Source organism: Enterococcus sp. DIV0712, assembly GCF_050554855.1.
Taxonomy (GTDB): Bacteria; Bacillota; Bacilli; order Lactobacillales; family Enterococcaceae; genus Enterococcus; species Enterococcus faecalis.
In genome coordinates, this window is record NZ_CP187333.1 from 1,572,017 (window position 1) to 1,590,714 (window position 18,698).

Here is an 18,698-nt window from a genome sequence, read left to right on the forward strand (position 1 = left end):
ATGATTAAAATTTTAGCTGCATGTGGGGCTGGGGTAAACTCTAGCCATCAAATCAAATCTGCATTAGAAACAGAATTATCAAAAAGAGGCTACCAAGTTTCTTGCGATGCCGTAATGATTAAAGATATCAATCAAGAGATGCTATCCCATTATGATATTTTCGCCCAAATCGCCAAAACAGATTTGGGTTTCCCAATCACGATTCCTGTAGTTGATGCAGGCGCAATTCTTTATCGAATTCCAGCAATGGCTGAACCTGTTTATCAACAAATGGAAAGTATCATTCACTCTTTAAACAAATGATTTCCTTTTCAGACTAATTACTTACGCTTCACTGTCAACACTAACAAAACTAAGATAAAAATTTTGTTATCTTAGCTTATGAAGGAGAAAATAAATGAATACGATTATTGACCTAGCAAATACAATTTTTAAACCTTTAATTGATTTAGGTGCTGCTCCTTTAATGACTATTGTTTTAACACTGATTGCCCTTTGTTTTAAGGTAAAACCCACTCGCGCATTAGAAGGTGGTCTTAAACTAGGAATCGCTTTAACTGGTATCAGTGCTATTATAGGAATTTTAACTACTGCTTTCTCAGATGCAATGGCCTCTTTCGTAGAACGTACAGGAATTTCTTTAAATATTACCGATGTTGGTTGGGCACCTTTAGCCACCATCACTTGGGGATCTCCTTACACCCTTTACTTTCTTTTAATTATGGTGATTGTCAATGTCATTATGTTAATTCTAAACAAAACAAACACATTAGATGTGGATATTTTCGACATTTGGCATCTATCGATTGTTGGTTTATTTGCTATTTTTTGTGGCGCAAACTTAATAATTGCAACAATCTTAGTTATTTTCATAGGTGTTTTAAAAATTATCAATTCTGACTTAATGAAACCAACGTTTAACGATTTACTTAACGCCCCAGATACCAATCCTATGACTACCACGCATATGAACTATATGATGAACCCAATCATTATGGTTTTTGATAAAATTTTTGATAAGCTTTTCCCTTGGTTAGATAAATACGATTTTGACGCTGCCAAATTGAATAGTAAAATTGGCTTTTGGGGATCAAAATTTGCCATCGGGATTTACTTAGGGATTTTTGTGGGTCTTTTAGCTGGCCAAACACCCACGCAAATTTTTTCTCTATCCTTTACGGCTGCAGTCTGTTTGGAACTATTCTCTTTAATTGGAACTTGGTTTATCGCTGCAGTTGAGCCTTTATCCCAAGGGATTACTGATTTTGCTTCGAATAAATTAAAAGGGCGTACACTTAATATTGGTTTAGATTGGCCTTTCTTAGCTGGTCGTGCTGAAATCTGGGCAGCAGCTAACGTATTGGCTCCAATTATGCTATTAGAAGCCATTGTCCTACCTGGCAATAAACTTTTACCACTTGGCGGAATTATTGCAATGGGTGTAACCCCTGCTCTACTAGTAGTAACAAGAGGTAAACTCATCCGAATGATTATCATTGGAGCAATCGAATTACCTTTGTTCTTATGGTCTGGTACCCTAATTGCACCGTTCGTTACCGAAACCGCAAAAAAAGTTGGCGCTTTCCCAGCGGGTCTAAATAATAATACTTTAATTTCACATACTACCATGGAAGGGCCAATGGAAAAATTCTTAGGATACTTAGTCGGCAATGCATCACAAGGTCAACTCGAATTTATTTTATACGCATGTCTGGCGCTAGTCGCCTATCTACTGATTTTCATTTGGTATGCAAAACAAATGAAGAAGCGAAATATTATTTATGCTCAAAAAGCTCAATAAGGGGAACTAAAAAGAAGAGGTGCAGATGCACCTCTTCTTTTTAGTAGATCACCCTGACAACTTTTTCCAATACTTTAGATGTGTCAAATTTATCTTTATTTGTAACTACCGCTGTCACTTCTTCTAATTGATAAAAAGAATAAAAATCCTGTTTCTCTACTTTAGAAGTATCCATTAACAAATATTTTTCTATTGAGTTATCTAATGCAATAGCTTGTGTTTGTCCTTCTTCAATAGTGGCTGTCATAATTTTATTATCTTTTAACGCATTACAACTAAAAAATGCTTTATGGAAATGCATTTCTTCTAATGCTTTATTAGCGATTTCACCAAAAAAAGATTTAGTTAAAAGTCGCATTTCTCCACCAACCAAATAAATGGTCAACGCATTCTTTTTTTTACTTAACGTTTCAAACACAGGCAAACAGTTTGTTACTACTCTTAAATGTTTAAATTCCATTGCCTCGGCCAAAAGTTCAATAGTTGTTCCTGGTCCTAGGAAGATAGTTTCTTCTTCGTGAATTAAACTTAATGCTTTTTGGACAATTTCTTTTTTTTCAACACTATTAATAATTTGTTTATCAGCATGAGACAATTCATGTGGACGATATGTATTTAAACTGCTAGCTCCTCCATGTACTCGTTTTAAACGCCCCGCTGCTTCTAATTCTGTCAAATCTCTACGAACAGTCATATCCGAAACATTTAATCGTTCCATAATTTCAGTAACTTTGATTGCCCCTTTTTGATCTACTAGAGAGACTATCGCATTTAATCTTTCTTCTTTTAGCATTTTCATCGCTCCATTGTTAGTATATCTTTTATTCTACGATAAAATACTTACTATGAATACTAAAACATTTCTCCATTTATTTTAACATGAACGACGATTTTTAAAAAATTGACGATTTAGCCTATCTTTATATAAACAGATATCACTCCAACGATTGATTTAGATCTATTTGAGCCTAGTCAAATAGAGATCTAGCATAAAAACTTCCCAGAAAAACATCCCCTACTCTGAGCACCTCTATCCAAAAAAATAGCACATAGGCAAAGGCAGGTTACTTATAAAATGGTAAGCACCCCGCCTTTGCCTATGTTTAAGTAAGCGACGTATTTCCCCTATTACTGATTCAAAGTCCTTAAAACTTTATAATCACTGTTTTTCACGAGTAAAACGCTACTTGGGTTATCGGGATAAGCAGCATTGCCATCAAATGATACAACAACAGTATTCGTACCAACTTTCGTGAATTGTGTGTATGAGCCCCCAGCACCGCCCACGTTGGCAAAATGTAATGTCAACGTGTCGCCTTTTGTTTCTACCTCGCGCCAATTTGCCCGCTGATAGTTATGCCAGTCAATTTGAGTTGAAATTTCGTTTGCCGTGTTTTTATACATTCCTTCGTAAAAATCAATCGCTTCCTCTTTTGAAGACCACGGATTGACTGAAATATTTGGGATTTGTTCTTTAGTAATTGACGGGGCACCTACAATTTTTTCAAAGCCAGCCCTCAACTCTGCATTATCTGTTGCTCCAAAATACAGATAGCCATAAGGATCTCCTTGATTTTGCATCGTCACTAAAACTAAGGGATGATTGTTAACGATGGTGAATAAATACAAATGCTTTTGCATTTCTGGTTGCGTTTCTGCATCAGAGTAAACAGCAACTAACGCATATCCATCCTTCACTTGTCCATTTTCAGACCATTCTAAATAAATGGGATGCTGACCAATCGCTGGTTGCATAGTAACATTTCCTACTAGACCATCAGGCGCTTGGACGCCATTAAAATTGATTGAATTTCCTGGTGTATATTCTTTATACGTTTGGTTCATCCGTTGCCCCCAATCAGCCATAAATTGTTGTAGTTGTGCCTTTTTTTGCGCAGACCACAACTGATTTTCAGCTTTACTAGAAGCAGAAGAATTACTTTGAGTCGTACTAGATTTTGACTCCGTGCTCATTTGACTTGCTTGGCTGTTGTTAACGGTAACAGGTGCTTTCATTTCTGATGTTGCTGTCGGCTTGCTTGCAGTGCTATCACCACTTTTGTTGGAAGAACATCCTGATAAAATACTCAATAAAAGACCTATCAAGATTATTTTTTTCATTGGGAATCCCTTCTTTCTGACAAGAATACTGTACTACTTTTCCACTTTTCTCACCAGCAAAACTCGACTAAAAACGGCTATGTTTATTTGTTATTTAATTATCAAATTAAGTTGATTGTAAGCATCCCATAACCAAGGATGCACAACTTTAATATCGTGTTTCAAAATATAATCAATATAGAAATATGCGGCATTTTCTAAAGAACAATTTAAAGCTTGTAATAAACCATCTAAGTATGGTGGTTTACCTTCTTGATCCCACTTTATTTTATCAGCGACAAACAAAACTAAATCTATGTCCGAATAGTTTTTCTTCAATGTTGTATGGCATTCAATAGCTGATAAAATTTCATTGTCTTCAATACCAAAATCCATTTTCACAATAGACTTAGAAATTTTTTGATGAATTATCATTGGAAAGGCCATTTCTGTTTCGTTTAATTCAATCCCATATTTTTGTGCGACACTAATTCTCTGATTATTTGGATAAACCGCAGAGATATCATGTAAATATCCTGCAATACTTACTTTTTCTGGACTAGTTAAATATTTTTCACCGAGTTGATAGGCATACTCTCCAACTTCCATACAATGATAATACGTCTTCTCACAGTTTTTACTCACTAAATATTGTTTAATTTCATTTTTCAACACCTGTTGATGATCCATTTCCACAGCCCTTTCTCATTCCGATTACTCTTCTAGATAAATAAATTATACTCCTTTCATCCTCTAGCAACCTTTTATTTTTTATTAAATAAACAACTAACTAAATTGAAAAAAATGAAACTTTTTGGTCCTCAAATTCGTCTATAACTAATAGGACGTTCAATTTTGTATAACGTGGAGGTGTATTTTTTAACTTTTTCATTAACCAAAGAGGAGTGAAAGTATGCGACATAAGAAAAGAAAATTCAAAATAAACGGGTATGTATTATTTAGTGCGTTAATCCTCATTGTTCTTGTTTTCATTCAAACGTTCCTATTAACTCAACCCAAGATAACAAGTAAAAATGATGATACTACGCAGACATCGACTAAAAATTCAACTGCAAAAAAAGATTCCCCGACCAAGTTAGAAAAGGAATCAACACACATGACTATTTCATCAAAAAAATATGCTTACTCAGCAGACAAAATCAGAAAATATATAACTGGAGAAGAACCTTACAAAGGTGAAAAATTAGTATTCTTAACCTTTGATGATGGCGTTAATAATCAAATAACCCCACAAGTCCTAGATACATTAAAAAAGTATAACGTCCACGCAACTTTTTTTCTTGTAGGAAATACCCTAACTTCCGAAAATCAAAAGATAGTGAAACGCGAAGTTGCAGAAGGGCATTCAATAGGCTTTCATAGTTCAACTCATGATTATGCAACGTTATATCCAAACGGGATTGTCAACACTGAAGAAATACAAGCGGAAATAGCAACCATGGAGAACTCTCTAAAAAAAATACTGGGCGAAACATTTCAAACAACTCTCTGGCGATACCCAGGAGGTCATATGTCATGGGGAGGTACAGAAAAATCTGATGAATTATTCAAACAACTTGGCATCCATTGGATTGACTGGAATGCGATGGTTGGGGATGCGGAACCGTTAGACAGACAGCCTACTACAGTCGCAGAAATGCTCGCTTTCCATCAACATTCACTTGAGGTTTATCCAGATTATAATATTAGAGTAGTCTTAATGCATGATTCAGTAGATAAGGAATTAACAAAACAAGCATTGCCACAATTAATAGAGTTTTATCAAGCAAATGGTTATCAATTTGGTGTCTTATATTAGAGCAACTTGGAGCACTAAAGGAAGTATTTCTGGTCTTAGTCAATGTTGATTTTCTACTTAATTACACACAAAAACACCCTCTTGCTGAGCAAGAGGGTGTTCGTTTGTCGAATAGTAAAGATTAACGACGGATTTCTTTGTTCTAATGAAAAGTCACTTTTTTATTGGTATAAAGCCTTTTATTTTGTGTTGACTACACCGTGACGACAGTAAAACGGTGGTTTTTTCTAATTTTCCAACGCTTCAAATGCCTTTAATGGTTTCAATTTTTCATCCGACGTAAGATGGCGATAAATCTCCGAAGTTGACTTATCTGCGTGGCCCAGTCTTCCTTTCAAAACTTCCCAACTACAATGCTCGGCAACTAAACTCGCCATTGTATGTCTGGTAAGATGTGTATGAAAAGGTTTATTGATTCCACAACGTTCAACGCAACGTTTGATGTGATTATTTACGTAGTCTCTACGATATGGGATTCCTCTTTTAAACGGAGCTAGATAAACAAAAAGGTAGTTCTCTTTTGAGCGAAAAACAAACTGTGATCTCATACCATCAAGTGCTGTGATAAGCTGTTGAAGTTTCTCCATCACTAAATCGGTTACTACTACTCTTCTTACTGAACTGATTGATTTTGTCGTTTCAATTTTAAAATCCATTTGCTTCCCTCTTACAGATGTTTGCTTGTAAAAAAGAATTTCATTGTTTTCAAAATCGATGTCTTCGACTTGTAAAGCCAGTGCCTCACTTATCCGACATCCTGTATAAAACAGAACATGAAAAAGTGTCGATAGCGGTAACTCCTCATGGATAATAGAATAATTCAACAATGTCCTAAGCTCTTCAATCGTTAGATATTTCTGATCCAAAGTATTCAACGTCTCTTTCAATTCACTTACACTCTTTTGATACTTAGGCATGCGAATATTCGTCAATGGGTTAGCATTTAATATCTCTCGTTTCAAACAGTACTTGAAAATCATGTTCAATGTCTGTCTTAATGAATACAAAGAGTTTTTTGAATACCCTTGAGAAATACCATCAATTCCTTTTTCTTTCAAAGAAAACATCAACTCTTCTAAAAAATCAGGGGTTAATTCAACTAGTTTCTTTTCACCAATCCATCGTTTAAGAACAACAATCAAGTCCTGACGCTTGTCATATGTGCTGGCCTTTTGTTCTCTCAAAGATTTGTAGTACTTAAACCACTGATCTGCGACAACTGAAAACTTTTCATTTGAATTAACAAACTTCTTTTTATTTTGTCGATTTTTCTTTAGCTCAAGAAATGCTAATTGTGCCTCTCTTTTTGTTTTGAATCCTCTTCGTGTTGTTCTAAATGCTTGAAAGTACCAGGTAACAACACCAGTAGCACTAGTATGCTTTTTAAATCGATCTTTTGTTACCATTCTTACATTTCCTCCTCAATTTGAAGGAGGTTGGAAAGCCAAATCTGAATTACTATATTCTCTATACCTACCATTATAGTGCACTTCCTTTTAAATTTGAAGGTTATATTGAACGTAATAACTTCATTTTTTCTCTAAAGTTTTCATAGTCATTTTTTTTATACCAACTCATTATCTGATCTCTTGAATAATGACCTCGAATACCATACCAACAGCTCGGAAAATCGGTTAACTTGATTAATCGATTTAATGTACTATCACTAATTTGAAATTCTCTTTTCAAATCATCATTAGTTAAAACCAATGGTAACCTATTTATTTTTAATAGTGTTGTTGTGTAGCTCTCTAGAAAAGGAATTAATGTATTAATTAACTGTTTCTCGATAGATTCTAAATTAATTTCAATCCCTCCATGTCCATAAAAAAAACTTCATGACTTTTTGACATCGTATATTTTTCTACTAATTTACTAGTCAGTCAATCAGAAACACTTTAAATCTACTCACTTTTAAATCGCTCTAGGTAAAGCACATAGGAATTTCACCTCTCCTCAGTCTACGGGAGCCTTGCGGAAGTATCATTATATTCTGTTACCGTCATCACAACTTGATTACCTACATCAAGTTTGGTATTAACCATATATCGCTCACTAAGTGTCTTGGCGTGGTTATACTGTAGCTCTGGTCACAAGGAACGTAATTTAAAAGTACCTTATTAAATTTTCAAGGAACAAACGGCTTTTTTATGCCTTCACTAAATAAATAGTGAAAAACAGATACTTTGAAACCTAAAGTTTCAAAGTATCTGCTTATTATTTATTCATCTGTATATTTTTTAAGATCAAAAGAATTGACCGCAACAACAAATTGAACAGCTAATTCCTGATAACAATCTTCATCTACATACTTTGTATAACGACGTGCTTGTTTAATAATAAATGGTTCAAACATTAAAAATAATTCCAGCATGGCTGCTTCATCTCCATTTTGAGCTAGACGAATCAATGGAACTAGATTTTTTATCTCCATAATTATCTCCACCTTAAAAGTGATGTAGCTACTACTAATTAGCAGATGCTAAGATTAATAAGGAGGCGATCGTATACGTTTTTCTTTTATTGAAAAGAAAAAATCTTTCTTAATTTTGCATACGCTTTCCGCTTTTTTTTTGAGACCATTTGTCCACTAATGTGTAACGCTTTTCCAATATCAGCATCAGAACGCTGCTTTACATGTTTTTCCAGTAATATAAACCTTTCTATTTTAGTCAAAAGATGAAAGTTATCAAGTAATTCTTCTAATTGAAATTGAAAGTCTATTTTTTCAAAGGAATTAAAATTTTCAGTTGTTAAATCAATTTCTTCATCAATTAATTCTTTAGATTCGTAGGAATTTATTCTAAACTTTTTTTTATAAAATGCACTGGCTTGTCGTTGGAGAGTAACAGTGAGGTAGCTAATAAAGATATAGGTAATTTCTAATTCTGCCTTCAATTACGCTCCCCCTTATGAATTTTTCAAACGATATTGCCAATACCCACGATAAGCTCTTTCGATTGGAAGAGAATATTCGTTTAGCATTTTGGGTAGAATATTATTCGTCAAATTTGAGTATGTTACATGAAGCTCATACTCTGTATTAAGCCTTTTTAAAATCTGCTTATTACTTTGTGGTACAGAGCTTTGTTTTAAAATCGATAAAATATTTTTAGATATACGGTCAAATGGAATATGATTTGAAGACTTATTTTTTTTGTAGAATTCATCTTTGCTTCGTATTTTTTCTTTTTCTAAAAGTGTATTGTTTCTATTGAATTCTTTTTTTGAAGGCTCCACAGGAAGCTGATTAAGAGAATCTAAATACTGTTTCAATTCATAATACTGTTGGCTTAATGCTCTCCTTTCTACCATTAATTCTTTCATTAATTCATAAATAATCTTTTTCTCTTCTTGCTTATCTAACATAAAAAATCCCTCCTATAAGGTAAATAGGAAGGATTCAAAGTTTTGAAACCACTTTTCTTTAAAAATATGGTTAATTATTATTAAATATAAAACTGGTGCTACCAACTTTTTCCAAAGTGTATTTACCATCTTTATACTTGCTTGTAGTCCAAAAACAGATTATTTTACATCAAATATTCATTTCAATTTATACTTATAAGTTAATAAGCCACTCAAGCCTAAAATTAACACACCTAACATCATTAACGATGTATTGAATGTAGTATTTTCACCAGTTTGTGGTAATTTTACACTATCTTTAGCTGTTTCTTTAGAAGCGCTTGAAGGTGCTGTTGATGTTGTTGGTGTTGCCTTCTTCTCTTTTACATATACATACGTTACAGTTTGCTCTTCTTCTGTGAATATTCCTGAAGCATTAGTAGATGTTTGTTTTAACTTCCAACCTTTTATTGTAGCTGGTTGACTTTCATATTTTGTCCCATACTTTCCTTGAAGGATCACAGTTTTTGAAAGCTCATTTCCCTTTTCATCTACATATTTCACTGTTACGGATGCTCCATCTTTTTGTTCATACACATATGTTACAGTTTGTTCTTCTTCTGTGAATGTTCCCGAAGCATTAGTAGGTGTTTGTTTTAACTTCCAACCTTTTATTGTAGCTGGTTGACTTTCATACTCTGTCCCATACTTTCCTTGAAGGATCATAGCTTTTGAAAGCTCGTTTTCCTTTTCATCTACATATTTTACAGTTACTGCTGCACCATCTTCTCGTTCATATACATAAGTTACAACTTGCTCTTTCTCTGTCAACTGTCCTTTAGCATTATCAGGTATTTCTTTTAATTTCCAGTGTTCTATCTCAATAGGTTGGGTTTCATATGGATCTCCAACACTTCCAAGAGGATCATAAATTAATGGTTCGCTTATATCATTACCATCTTCATCAACATATCTTGTGATTATTGCTCCTGTTGACTTCATGTTAGACAATTCCCACTCATATGTTCCAGGTAATTTTCCATCATAATTTTCCTCAAATAACGCACTACTATTATATATGCTAAGTGGCTTTATTGGATTATTTTTAATCCATCTTCCCGTATAGTTCCCATTATTTTGATCTATTTCTGGTAAACTTGATACAGATTTAAATTTAAACTTTTCTCCTAATGTTATGTTTTTTAACTTGTAATCTTGATAAAAAATACTGTACATTTGTCCTGTATTTGATACATCAAAAGAACTTATATCTAAAACTTCAAGATTAGACATCATTTCAAACATACTAGTCATATTAAATACATTTGACGTATCAAATGTATTTAATATTAGGTTTGATATACCATAATCTCTCCTAAACATATAACTCATATCTCTCACTTTTGATGTATCGAAATTATCTAAATTTAAAGTCTGTAAGTTAGGAATAGTATCGAACATCATACTCATTTTTGTTACACTTGACGTGTCAAAGTTACTCACATCTAAATTACTTAGATTAGGCATATTTTGAAACATTGCAGTCATATCTGTTACATTAGATGTTTCAAAATCTTTCAAATTCAGCTCACTAACTCGCGATCCAGCAAACATATTGGACATATTAGTTACATTTGATGTATTAAAGTTATTTAACTCAATATTTGACAAAGTAGGATTAAAAAACATAGAATGCATATCATTTATGCCAGATGTATCTAGACTCCCCGTAATGCTTTCAAGTTTGATCCAATTATTTATTGCAGCAAATAGCACTCCACCAAAACCATGCGCTTGTACTCCATCTTCAAACACAACACTTTTTACATCACTCTTATTAATTTTTTGATCTTCGTCTACATAAGATGTGATATAGGTATAAGTTGAAATTATTCCTTTCTTTACAATAAGTCGTCCATCGGATTTATTAAATTCCACAGGAGAAGTCCCCCATGTAGAATTAATTATCCCCTCATTAACACCCGGAGAAACTGTATTTGCATTAGAGATAATTGTTTCTTGATTTGGCTCAGCAACAGTTCCATCTATTTCTTCAGCATTTACATTTGTACTACATATCAGTATCATTGAGAAGAATCCTAAAATAATACATATTTTTTTCATTTTTTGTAACCCCTATCTCTTACATTGTAAAAGTATTTGTCATATATTCACTTAATTTATCACCAAAATTTACCATTAGAATTACACGTTTTTACACTTTGAAAATTATTTAATATACAACCGATAGAGATTAACATAGTATCAGCATCTACTAACATAATTTGATAATGTACTTTAATGAGATTTCTCCATCACTTTGTTATGCGTCTATTTTCTTCGTTTTGAAAACCAAGTTATAGCAATAATGCCCATTATAATCACTCCCAAAATGACTAACCAAATACTATTTTTCTCACCAGTTTTAGGTAAACTTTTAAATGAATACGTATTTGGACTATATCCTGAGTTCGAAGAATCTCTCGAATTTTGATGATTTAAAAAATTACTTTCTTGAGCATTGAGCTTGGTTAGTTTAATTAGAGAAGAGTCCTTGTTAATTGTAAAGTTAATAGCTGCATTATCCAAAATATATCCTGTAGGAGCTTGCATTTCAATCAACTGATAATTTCCTACTTTTAATCCATCAATGGTTAATACTCCGTCTTCATTTGTAACTAAATCATCTTTAATGATTTTCCCTTCAAAATTTAGCAGTCTGAATCTTGCACCTGCTAACATTTCATTTGTACGTGAATCTCTTTTTTCAAGTCTCACTGAAGTGATTTTACCTTTATTTGTTTTAGTTACCTTTTTTTGTATAGATGTATTGCTTTTTATAGTAAATTCAACTGGTGTACCATCCAAAATATATCCATCTGGCGCTTTCGTTTCTACTAATTCATAAGTTCCTGGTTTCAAATCATTAATAGCGAGTTTTCCATTATTATCTGTTTTTAAATCTTCTAAAATTATATTTCCGTTGCTATCTCGTAATTCAAATACCGCTCCTGCTAATTTATCACCAGTTTCAGAATCAATTTTATTTAGTACTACAGAACCAACAGTAGGTTTGTTCGTCATTGATACTTGCACTGCTTCTGTTTGGCCTTTTTCAATAGCAAATTTCACTGGCGTTTGGTCTAAATCATAGCCTGTTGGTGCTTGGGTTTCTACAAATTGATAGTCTCCTGGCTCTAATCCTTCAACTGCTAGTTTTCCAGATATATCTGTTTTAAGTCCACTTTGTAACACTTTTCCATTCTTGTCTTTTAGTTCGAATACTGCCCCTTGTAATACTTCACCTGTTTTAGCGTCCGTTTTACTTAAAACCACACCTCCTGGTGTCAGCTTGTTTGTCATTGAAACCTGTACTGCTTCTGTTTGGCCTTTTTCAATTGCAAATTTCACTGGCGTTTGGTCTAAATCATAGCCTGTTGGTGCTTGGGTTTCTACAAATTGATAGTCTCCTGGCTCTAATCCTTCAACTGCTAGTTTTCCAGATATATCTGTTTTAAGTCCACTTTGTAACACTTTTCCATTCTTGTCTTTTAGTTCGAATACTGCCCCTTGTAATACTTCACCTGTTTTAGCGTCCGTTTTACTTAAAACCACACCTCCTGGTGTCAGCTTGTTTGTCATTGAAACCTGTACTGCTTCTGTTTGGCCTTTTTCAATTGCAAATTTCACTGGCGTTTGGTCTAAATCATAGCCTGTTGGTGCTTGGGTTTCTATAAATTGATAGTCCCCTGGTTCTAATTCTTCAACTGCTAGTTTTCCAGATGCATCCGTTTTAAGTCCACTTTGTAACACTTTTCCATTTTTGTCTTGCAGTTCGAATACTGCCCCTTGTAATGTTTCACCTGTTTTGGCATCCGATTTACTTAAAACCACACCTCCTGGTGTCAACTTGTTCGACATTGATACTTGTACTGCTTCTGTTTGATCTTTTTTAATCATAAATTTTATCGGAGTATTGTCTAGTACGTAACCTGTTGGTGCTTTAGTTTCTATAAAGGAGTATTCTCCTGCTTTTAATCCATCAACTACTATTTTTCCTTCTAAATTAGTTTGTAACGCTGAACGAACAATCTCACCGCTAGAATTTCTAATTTCAAAAACTGCTCCTTGAAGTCGCTCTTTGGTTTTTTCATCTGTTTTAATTAACTCTACACTTCCAGTTGTAGCAGTATTAGATTTTTCTAATTGAATTTTTTCATTTTCTGTTCCATGAACAATAAATGAAATTGGAGTATTATCTAATATATATCCTTCTGGGGCTTCAATCTCTGTAAGTGAGTAATTTCCAGGATTAAGATTATTAATTATTATAAGCCCGTCATTGTCACTACTGAAAGTTCCTATAATTTCATTAGTTGTTATATTAATCAGTTGAAATTTTGCTTTAGCTAAAGGTTCTCTTGTATCCTTATCCACTTTAAGTAAGTTAACTGTATTTAATGGTTCATAAACTGGTTTAACGGGTGGAACGGGTGGTACAGGTTCGTCAGGAACATTTGGTACTATTTCATACATTGGTGGTGTAGGTTCACTTGGGGGAGTTAAATTGGGTTCATAATTATCCTTGCTTTTTCCAAATGTATAATAACTGTTTGACCATGAACTAGCCGTCGCTACAACAATCACTTCTCCAGCCTGAGGTGTCAGTAAGTGAAAGTAACCATATGTTGCTTCACTAGCCATATTACTTAATAGTTTAAGATACCCATATTTATTAACCATATCAGAAACAGACAAATTTTTTAAATCATTATAGAAAGGAGCACTATTATTCTCATCTTCTAATGTAGCACCATTCATTCCCCCAATTAAATTCATTGCTTTTTTCTGAGTTTCAGTTGCTCCACTTATTTCATTCATGAAGTTATTGTAATCATCCGTCTCATAATTAGAACTATTATATTTCTTAAAAGCTTCAATGTATTGTTCGATTGCTGTCGAATATAAATTTAACCCTTGCGCTTTTGCCTCTTCTAATGCTGAAGACCATTTATCGACCATACTTTGGTCTACCATGAATGTATTTTTATCCATTGATTGATTCGCAGCATCAAATGCTGATCCACCAGTTTTGATGAATAAATCCGTCAAAGCCTGCTTAATATTATCTTCTGTTGGATGATCTAAAAAAACTGGAACATTATCTGATGTTTGCCCCGTATTACTAGTGAATGTATGATAAAACTCCACACCTTTGAATCCATCATAGTAAGCGCCATTAATTGCCCCAGGAAACACTCCACTAATATTCATAGATGGAGCATCTCCATAAATTGATTTTTCAAATTCTGCAAAAATATTCCATTGGTCAATTACTTTTTGAACATTTGATTCAACTTCAGAACTACCAGTGATTGGATCTGTCGCCATATTATTCTTAATTACAGAAATTAGAGTATCGCCACTTAAAGATAATCCTGAATTGGACATTTGTACCATAGCAGAATAGTTTACTAGATAAGATTGTAATTGAGAATATACTGAATAAATATTTGGTCCTATATACTGACCTTTCGAGCTATGATCATTGATTTCATCTTGTTTTTTCTTATATTCCTCTAAATCTTTTTGATACTGTTCTAATGCTTTTTCATATGCAGCTTTCTTTTCTGCATTTTCTTTTTCAATTCGATTGGCTTCCTCTTGTGCATCATCATGTTCTTGTTTTTTCTCATTGTATTCATCTAAATCTTTTTCATATTGGGCATACTCTTTATTGTACTCCTTTAATGCTTGTTGATAGTCTCCATAGTCATGGTAAATCCGATTTTCTTCTCTTGGTGAATTATCATTGCTAACGGTTTCAGCAAATACCTCTGCTATTCCTAATTGACCAATCACCATAATTAAACTTGTAAATATATAAAACAATTTAATCGCTCTTTTTTTCAATTAAATCTCTCCCTCTTTTTTTCTCAACCAGTAAACAGAAATGTTTTTGATAAATGTTTCATTTTTTGCCCTAACTGAGTTGAACTTGGTGTGCCTTCATTTAGCTTAGGCTCATTTTCTAATATCATAAGATAATTCTCTAACTTATTTAAGTGCATGCTATCTGTTTTCTTTGTTGAATTATCTTTTTTCCTCTGATTAGCTTTCGTAATAACAACTTGATCATTTTGATATTCAACTGTAGCAGATAATTTTCTGAATTCTGCAGTTTTATCCTTATCATTTTGATCTATTCTTCCTAACATTCCTGTGAAGAGGCTTGGTTGAACAATTAGATATGCGCCTAAAATACCTAAGTAACGTTTCATTTCATCTCTCCCTCTCCTTTATTAAAAGAAATATCCTCATATAACAACTTCCTTTTAGCTCTGATTACAGCATTCCCAAAATATTCCCAATCACTTGGCATAGGTGGGTTTTTCCAAACTATTTGTGTACCATTAAAGTTCTCCCATACACAATTTGATATTAATATATTGGTATGTGATGTTAATCTGTATTCAATAATAAGATTAAGATCCTTAAAACCTTCAATTTGTTTAATAATAAAATTGGTATACTCGATTCCTTGAGAAAAATCAACACAAACATATATAGGTCGTTCAACTTTAGCAGGAGGAATTACATCAATTAAAATAAACAAATAATCATAAAAGTATCTGCTCAAATCATCTTTTGATACATCAATGTATTCTTCTTCAATCACCTGCCAGACAATTTCAGAATAAATTGGATATAACTCCCTTACGGACTGTACTTGATTATTTGTAGCAAAACTAGAAGTTTCAAAACTAAAAATTGATTTTCTTCTATTTGCTTGTTTTAAACGTTGAGTATAAAATTTTTGAATTTCTATAGAAAATTTTGTATTGTAACTATCCTCAAGTTTATGGATAATTTTTTCACTTATTCTACCACTGTTATTATCTAATTCTTCAAAGTAACTGAGGTTAAATTTATCATTAAACTCTTTTTCCAATACGCCTTCAGTAAATAAGAACATTGAATTATAAGAAAACTCATTCATCAATGTGTTTTGATCCACAAAAATATAGTTTGAAATATGATAAATTTCGTTTTTTATATCACGAAAAAACTTATCTAAGTCAGTAATGAATGAGTTATTAATAGTATTGCCATTTTTACAACGTATTAAACTAATAGCTATTAATACTTCCATTTTTTTTACTTGCGTGGGTGTCAAACGAAGATTGTAAAAGTAAGTTAAAAGCTCTCTAATCTTCTTTACAAATATAGTTATTTCGTTCGAAAAGGGAGAATAATAGCCATTTAACGCTTCAAATATTAATGTGCCAAGTATATTCCGAATAGCAAATTCTTCTCCAACAAGTCGATTTTTTTTCACCTTTATTCCTAATGACTTTAAGAAATTTATTAACTGACGTCTTGTTGCATAAGCTTTTGATGTACTCAAAAAATTATCTGTTGCATATTTTTCAATGGTTCCTCCTTCTTCAAGCAGATAAATTAATAAAAGAAAAGTTTGACTTGTCTTAAAATAATCAATCTGCAAGAGCTTGATTATTGTCAAGTCTACGTTCTCTGTGATTATAAGGTCATCTTGTATAGCTATTTTACAATTCTCTTTAAACTTACGTATGTCATAATTTAATGCGTGAATAAAGTTAATAACTTTAAACTTAGACTGCCCAGTTATCTCCACTATCTTCGAAATTGTGATGTACTCGTCCTTCGTTACGTCTAAAAAACGAATTATAAATAATTGATAGCGTTGATCTTCATCAAGTAGCTTAAAAATATCCAATAACTTTCCTCCTATCTCATTAAATATTAAATTTTTCCAACGTAACCTGGACTATATAATAGCATATGACTAATAAGATACTTAAAGAATTGCTTTGATTAACAATAATTATAATAAAGTTAATTAGAAATAAAACTAGGAGTTCTGTCTAATTTTATTTGTTTTTCTTCAAATAGAAAAAAAACAAATAAAAATATCACGACTTAACTCTATTGAACCAGTATGGCTATTCAGTAGATTGTCTGCTAAACACCTTATCTGAAAAGACTTTAGAAACGCTCTGTAATGCTTCTAATTGCCTATCTAGATTTTGTTCTTTACTACTCACTCGTGCATAATCAATTTTACTCATAATATGTTTCTCAAAAGTATCCAATCTTCTCTTTCAAAAACGCTTTTCTCTCCTCCACCTCTAACAGTAAATTTAATATCCTTAAACCATTCTTTATCTTGATATTTTTCTTGTAGCTTTTTAACACCTATTTGTTCTGCTGAATTTAAGTTATTTGCTTTGATTCTAAATTGCCCCTTAAAAACTTTGATAGAAAATAAATTTGTTTGAGTAGTCCAATACAACTGGTAAACACCTCTAGTATTGAGATTGAGTTTTATTATAAAAAAAACTATTATAAAAACACTGATTCCCCCTATAACTGTACTACCAATAATTAAAAATACTTGTTCCAAATGCCACTCCTCCTATTTTTGCAAAGTTTAATGAGCCTTTTCAAATCCTATACTCTAAATTCTTTGTGCGTTACATAGTCCTCTAGGCCCCAGATTCCTTTTTTTCTTTGTTTTGCTTGCTCTTGTACTTCATTCAATTCGTTTAAATAGTCACTTTTGGTAAGATTTGTTTAAGCGACATGTGCTAGTCCTTCTTCTACTAATATTTTTTGCACTAATTGTCCGTCTGCAAAGATAAACGCCGCTTACATTTTTCAAAATGAAAAAGAATACCAAAGTTCTAAGTTTGAGGAGCTCTACATTTAGCTCTTCCTTCTCAATTAATAGGAAACAGGATACTTATATCGGCTATCTACTAAGTGCCCTGATTGATCTGATTCATAGATATGAGTGGAATCTGCAAAATCCCAATCTACTTTAAATAGTGTGCCAGGTGGGAAATTTTTGACGATTTCTTCAGGAAACGCTTCCTCTTTTAATTTGTTTTCCATTTGAGGCAAATTACCTATGACCGTGTCGTGAAGAACGGATACCGGCAAGTCTTCTGAACTAAATGATCTTCTCACATAAAAATAGCTATCATTATTTACTTGTTTTGTAAGCCACGCTAAACAATCAGCGTATGTCTGTTTGTTTAATTTATCATAATTTTTCAAAAAATTTTTCCAAAAGGATAGATCTGTCGAATAGAATGACACACTTGCCCCATTTGCCAGTCGATTTATCGTTCCAATATCCGTGGGATGCAATAAATCTTGTAATAGATCAGAAACAGGGCGGTTAAATTCTGAGAATGTGTTTGATTTTTCTAAAAGATGTGTTTCTTTTTTAGATAAACCGACAACATTCGCTTCTGGAGAGGTTGCCATGAATGAATAACTTTTCTTATCTTCTTGTGAGTTTATATACAGAGAAAACAGCTCATTTGTCTTTTGAGATTGTTTAAAATTTGCTGTAATATCAAAGTGTCCTGCTTCTGTCGTATACAAAAAAGAATGAGAAAATGTTACATCAATACCGAGTACCTTCTGATAATACTCTCTACCATCTTTTTCGTAGGGACCATAGATTTTATTAGGCACATGACAACTGGTAACGATAAGTCCTGTTAAAAATAGTATTACTGTTAAGCATCCAAAAGAACAGCTCGTCCCTACTGTCAACATAGCATTTTTTTTCATCTA

The 18,698-nt window shown here is 32.9% G+C and carries 17 protein-coding genes and 1 pseudogene; 3 read left to right on the plus strand and 15 right to left on the minus strand.

The features are described from left to right. Both IGL42_RS07550 and IGL42_RS07555 read left to right on the plus strand, forming a co-directional pair. Positions 1-303, plus strand: coding sequence for a PTS fructose transporter subunit IIB (locus IGL42_RS07550; RefSeq protein ID WP_002357185.1), 303 nt, complete (start codon positions 1-3; stop codon positions 301-303). 94 nt (positions 304-397) lie between these two features. Continuing rightward, positions 398-1,801 (plus strand): PTS galactitol transporter subunit IIC, encoded by a 1,404-nt coding sequence (locus tag IGL42_RS07555; protein WP_002357183.1) that lies wholly within the window; start codon positions 398-400, stop codon positions 1,799-1,801. 40 nt (positions 1,802-1,841) lie between these two features. Here IGL42_RS07555 and IGL42_RS07560 read toward each other — a convergent pair whose 3' ends face one another. From IGL42_RS07560 to yqeK, 3 genes are all read right to left on the minus strand, one after another. Continuing rightward, positions 1,842-2,594, minus strand: coding sequence for a DeoR/GlpR family DNA-binding transcription regulator (locus tag IGL42_RS07560; protein WP_002369238.1), 753 nt, complete (start codon positions 2,592-2,594; stop codon positions 1,842-1,844). 335 nt (positions 2,595-2,929) lie between these two features. Continuing rightward, the gene (locus tag IGL42_RS07565) at positions 2,930-3,922 is read right to left on the minus strand and encodes a DUF4767 domain-containing protein (protein WP_002357179.1); all 993 of its coding nucleotides are present in this window, start codon (positions 3,920-3,922) and stop codon (positions 2,930-2,932) included. Between the two features lie 90 nt (positions 3,923-4,012). Then, positions 4,013-4,591 carry a bis(5'-nucleosyl)-tetraphosphatase (symmetrical) YqeK gene (gene yqeK, locus IGL42_RS07570; RefSeq protein ID WP_010710256.1) on the minus strand — a complete coding sequence of 193 codons (579 nt, stop codon included), beginning with the start codon at positions 4,589-4,591 and terminating at the stop codon, positions 4,013-4,015. Positions 4,592-4,814: 223 nt separating this feature from the next. Here yqeK and IGL42_RS07575 point away from each other — a divergent pair, with 223 nt between their 5' ends. Then, positions 4,815-5,720: a polysaccharide deacetylase family protein gene (locus tag IGL42_RS07575; protein ID WP_002379548.1), complete on the plus strand. Its 906-nt coding sequence runs from the start codon at positions 4,815-4,817 to the stop codon at positions 5,718-5,720. Between the two features lie 227 nt (positions 5,721-5,947). Here IGL42_RS07575 and IGL42_RS07580 read toward each other — a convergent pair whose 3' ends face one another. The 12 genes and pseudogenes from IGL42_RS07580 to IGL42_RS07635 form a co-directional block, all read right to left on the minus strand. Then, on the minus strand, positions 5,948-7,126 hold the full coding sequence (locus tag IGL42_RS07580) for a tyrosine-type recombinase/integrase (protein ID WP_104671151.1): 1,179 nt from the start codon (positions 7,124-7,126) through the stop codon (positions 5,948-5,950). 103 nt (positions 7,127-7,229) lie between these two features. Further along, positions 7,230-7,532, minus strand: coding sequence for a DNA-binding protein (locus IGL42_RS07585; protein ID WP_104671150.1), 303 nt, complete (start codon positions 7,530-7,532; stop codon positions 7,230-7,232). Between the two features lie 409 nt (positions 7,533-7,941). Then, positions 7,942-8,154: a helix-turn-helix domain-containing protein gene (locus tag IGL42_RS07590; RefSeq protein ID WP_104671149.1), complete on the minus strand. Its 213-nt coding sequence runs from the start codon at positions 8,152-8,154 to the stop codon at positions 7,942-7,944. A gap of 86 nt (positions 8,155-8,240) precedes the next feature. After that, positions 8,241-8,618 carry a sigma-70 family RNA polymerase sigma factor gene (locus IGL42_RS07595; protein WP_104671148.1) on the minus strand — a complete coding sequence of 126 codons (378 nt, stop codon included), beginning with the start codon at positions 8,616-8,618 and terminating at the stop codon, positions 8,241-8,243. Positions 8,619-8,630: 12 nt separating this feature from the next. Further along, the gene (locus tag IGL42_RS07600; protein ID WP_104671147.1) at positions 8,631-9,089 is read right to left on the minus strand and encodes a hypothetical protein; all 459 of its coding nucleotides are present in this window, start codon (positions 9,087-9,089) and stop codon (positions 8,631-8,633) included. Between the two features lie 177 nt (positions 9,090-9,266). Then, positions 9,267-11,192, minus strand: a complete 1,926-nt coding sequence (locus IGL42_RS07605; RefSeq protein ID WP_104671146.1) for a MucBP domain-containing protein — start codon at positions 11,190-11,192, stop codon at positions 9,267-9,269. A gap of 207 nt (positions 11,193-11,399) precedes the next feature. Next, a complete protein-coding gene (locus IGL42_RS07610; RefSeq protein WP_231607600.1) occupies positions 11,400-14,981 on the minus strand; it encodes a SpaA isopeptide-forming pilin-related protein in 3,582 nt (1,193 codons plus the stop codon). A gap of 23 nt (positions 14,982-15,004) precedes the next feature. Next, positions 15,005-15,349, minus strand: a complete 345-nt coding sequence (locus tag IGL42_RS07615; protein WP_104842596.1) for a hypothetical protein — start codon at positions 15,347-15,349, stop codon at positions 15,005-15,007. Next, positions 15,346-16,827 (minus strand): helix-turn-helix domain-containing protein, encoded by a 1,482-nt coding sequence (locus tag IGL42_RS07620; protein ID WP_104671144.1) that lies wholly within the window; start codon positions 16,825-16,827, stop codon positions 15,346-15,348. Before IGL42_RS07620 ends, IGL42_RS07615 begins: the two co-directional genes overlap by 4 nt. 229 nt (positions 16,828-17,056) lie before the next feature. Continuing rightward, positions 17,057-17,179 (minus strand): annotated as a pseudogene (locus IGL42_RS07625) (recombinase family protein); the annotation flags it as partial. Next, on the minus strand, positions 17,176-17,514 hold the full coding sequence (locus IGL42_RS07630; RefSeq protein ID WP_104671143.1) for a hypothetical protein: 339 nt from the start codon (positions 17,512-17,514) through the stop codon (positions 17,176-17,178). The pseudogene IGL42_RS07625 and the gene IGL42_RS07630, both read right to left, overlap by 4 nt. A gap of 320 nt (positions 17,515-17,834) precedes the next feature. Beyond that, positions 17,835-18,695, minus strand: coding sequence for a hypothetical protein (locus IGL42_RS07635; RefSeq protein WP_104842595.1), 861 nt, complete (start codon positions 18,693-18,695; stop codon positions 17,835-17,837). Positions 18,696-18,698: the final 3 nt, after the last annotated feature.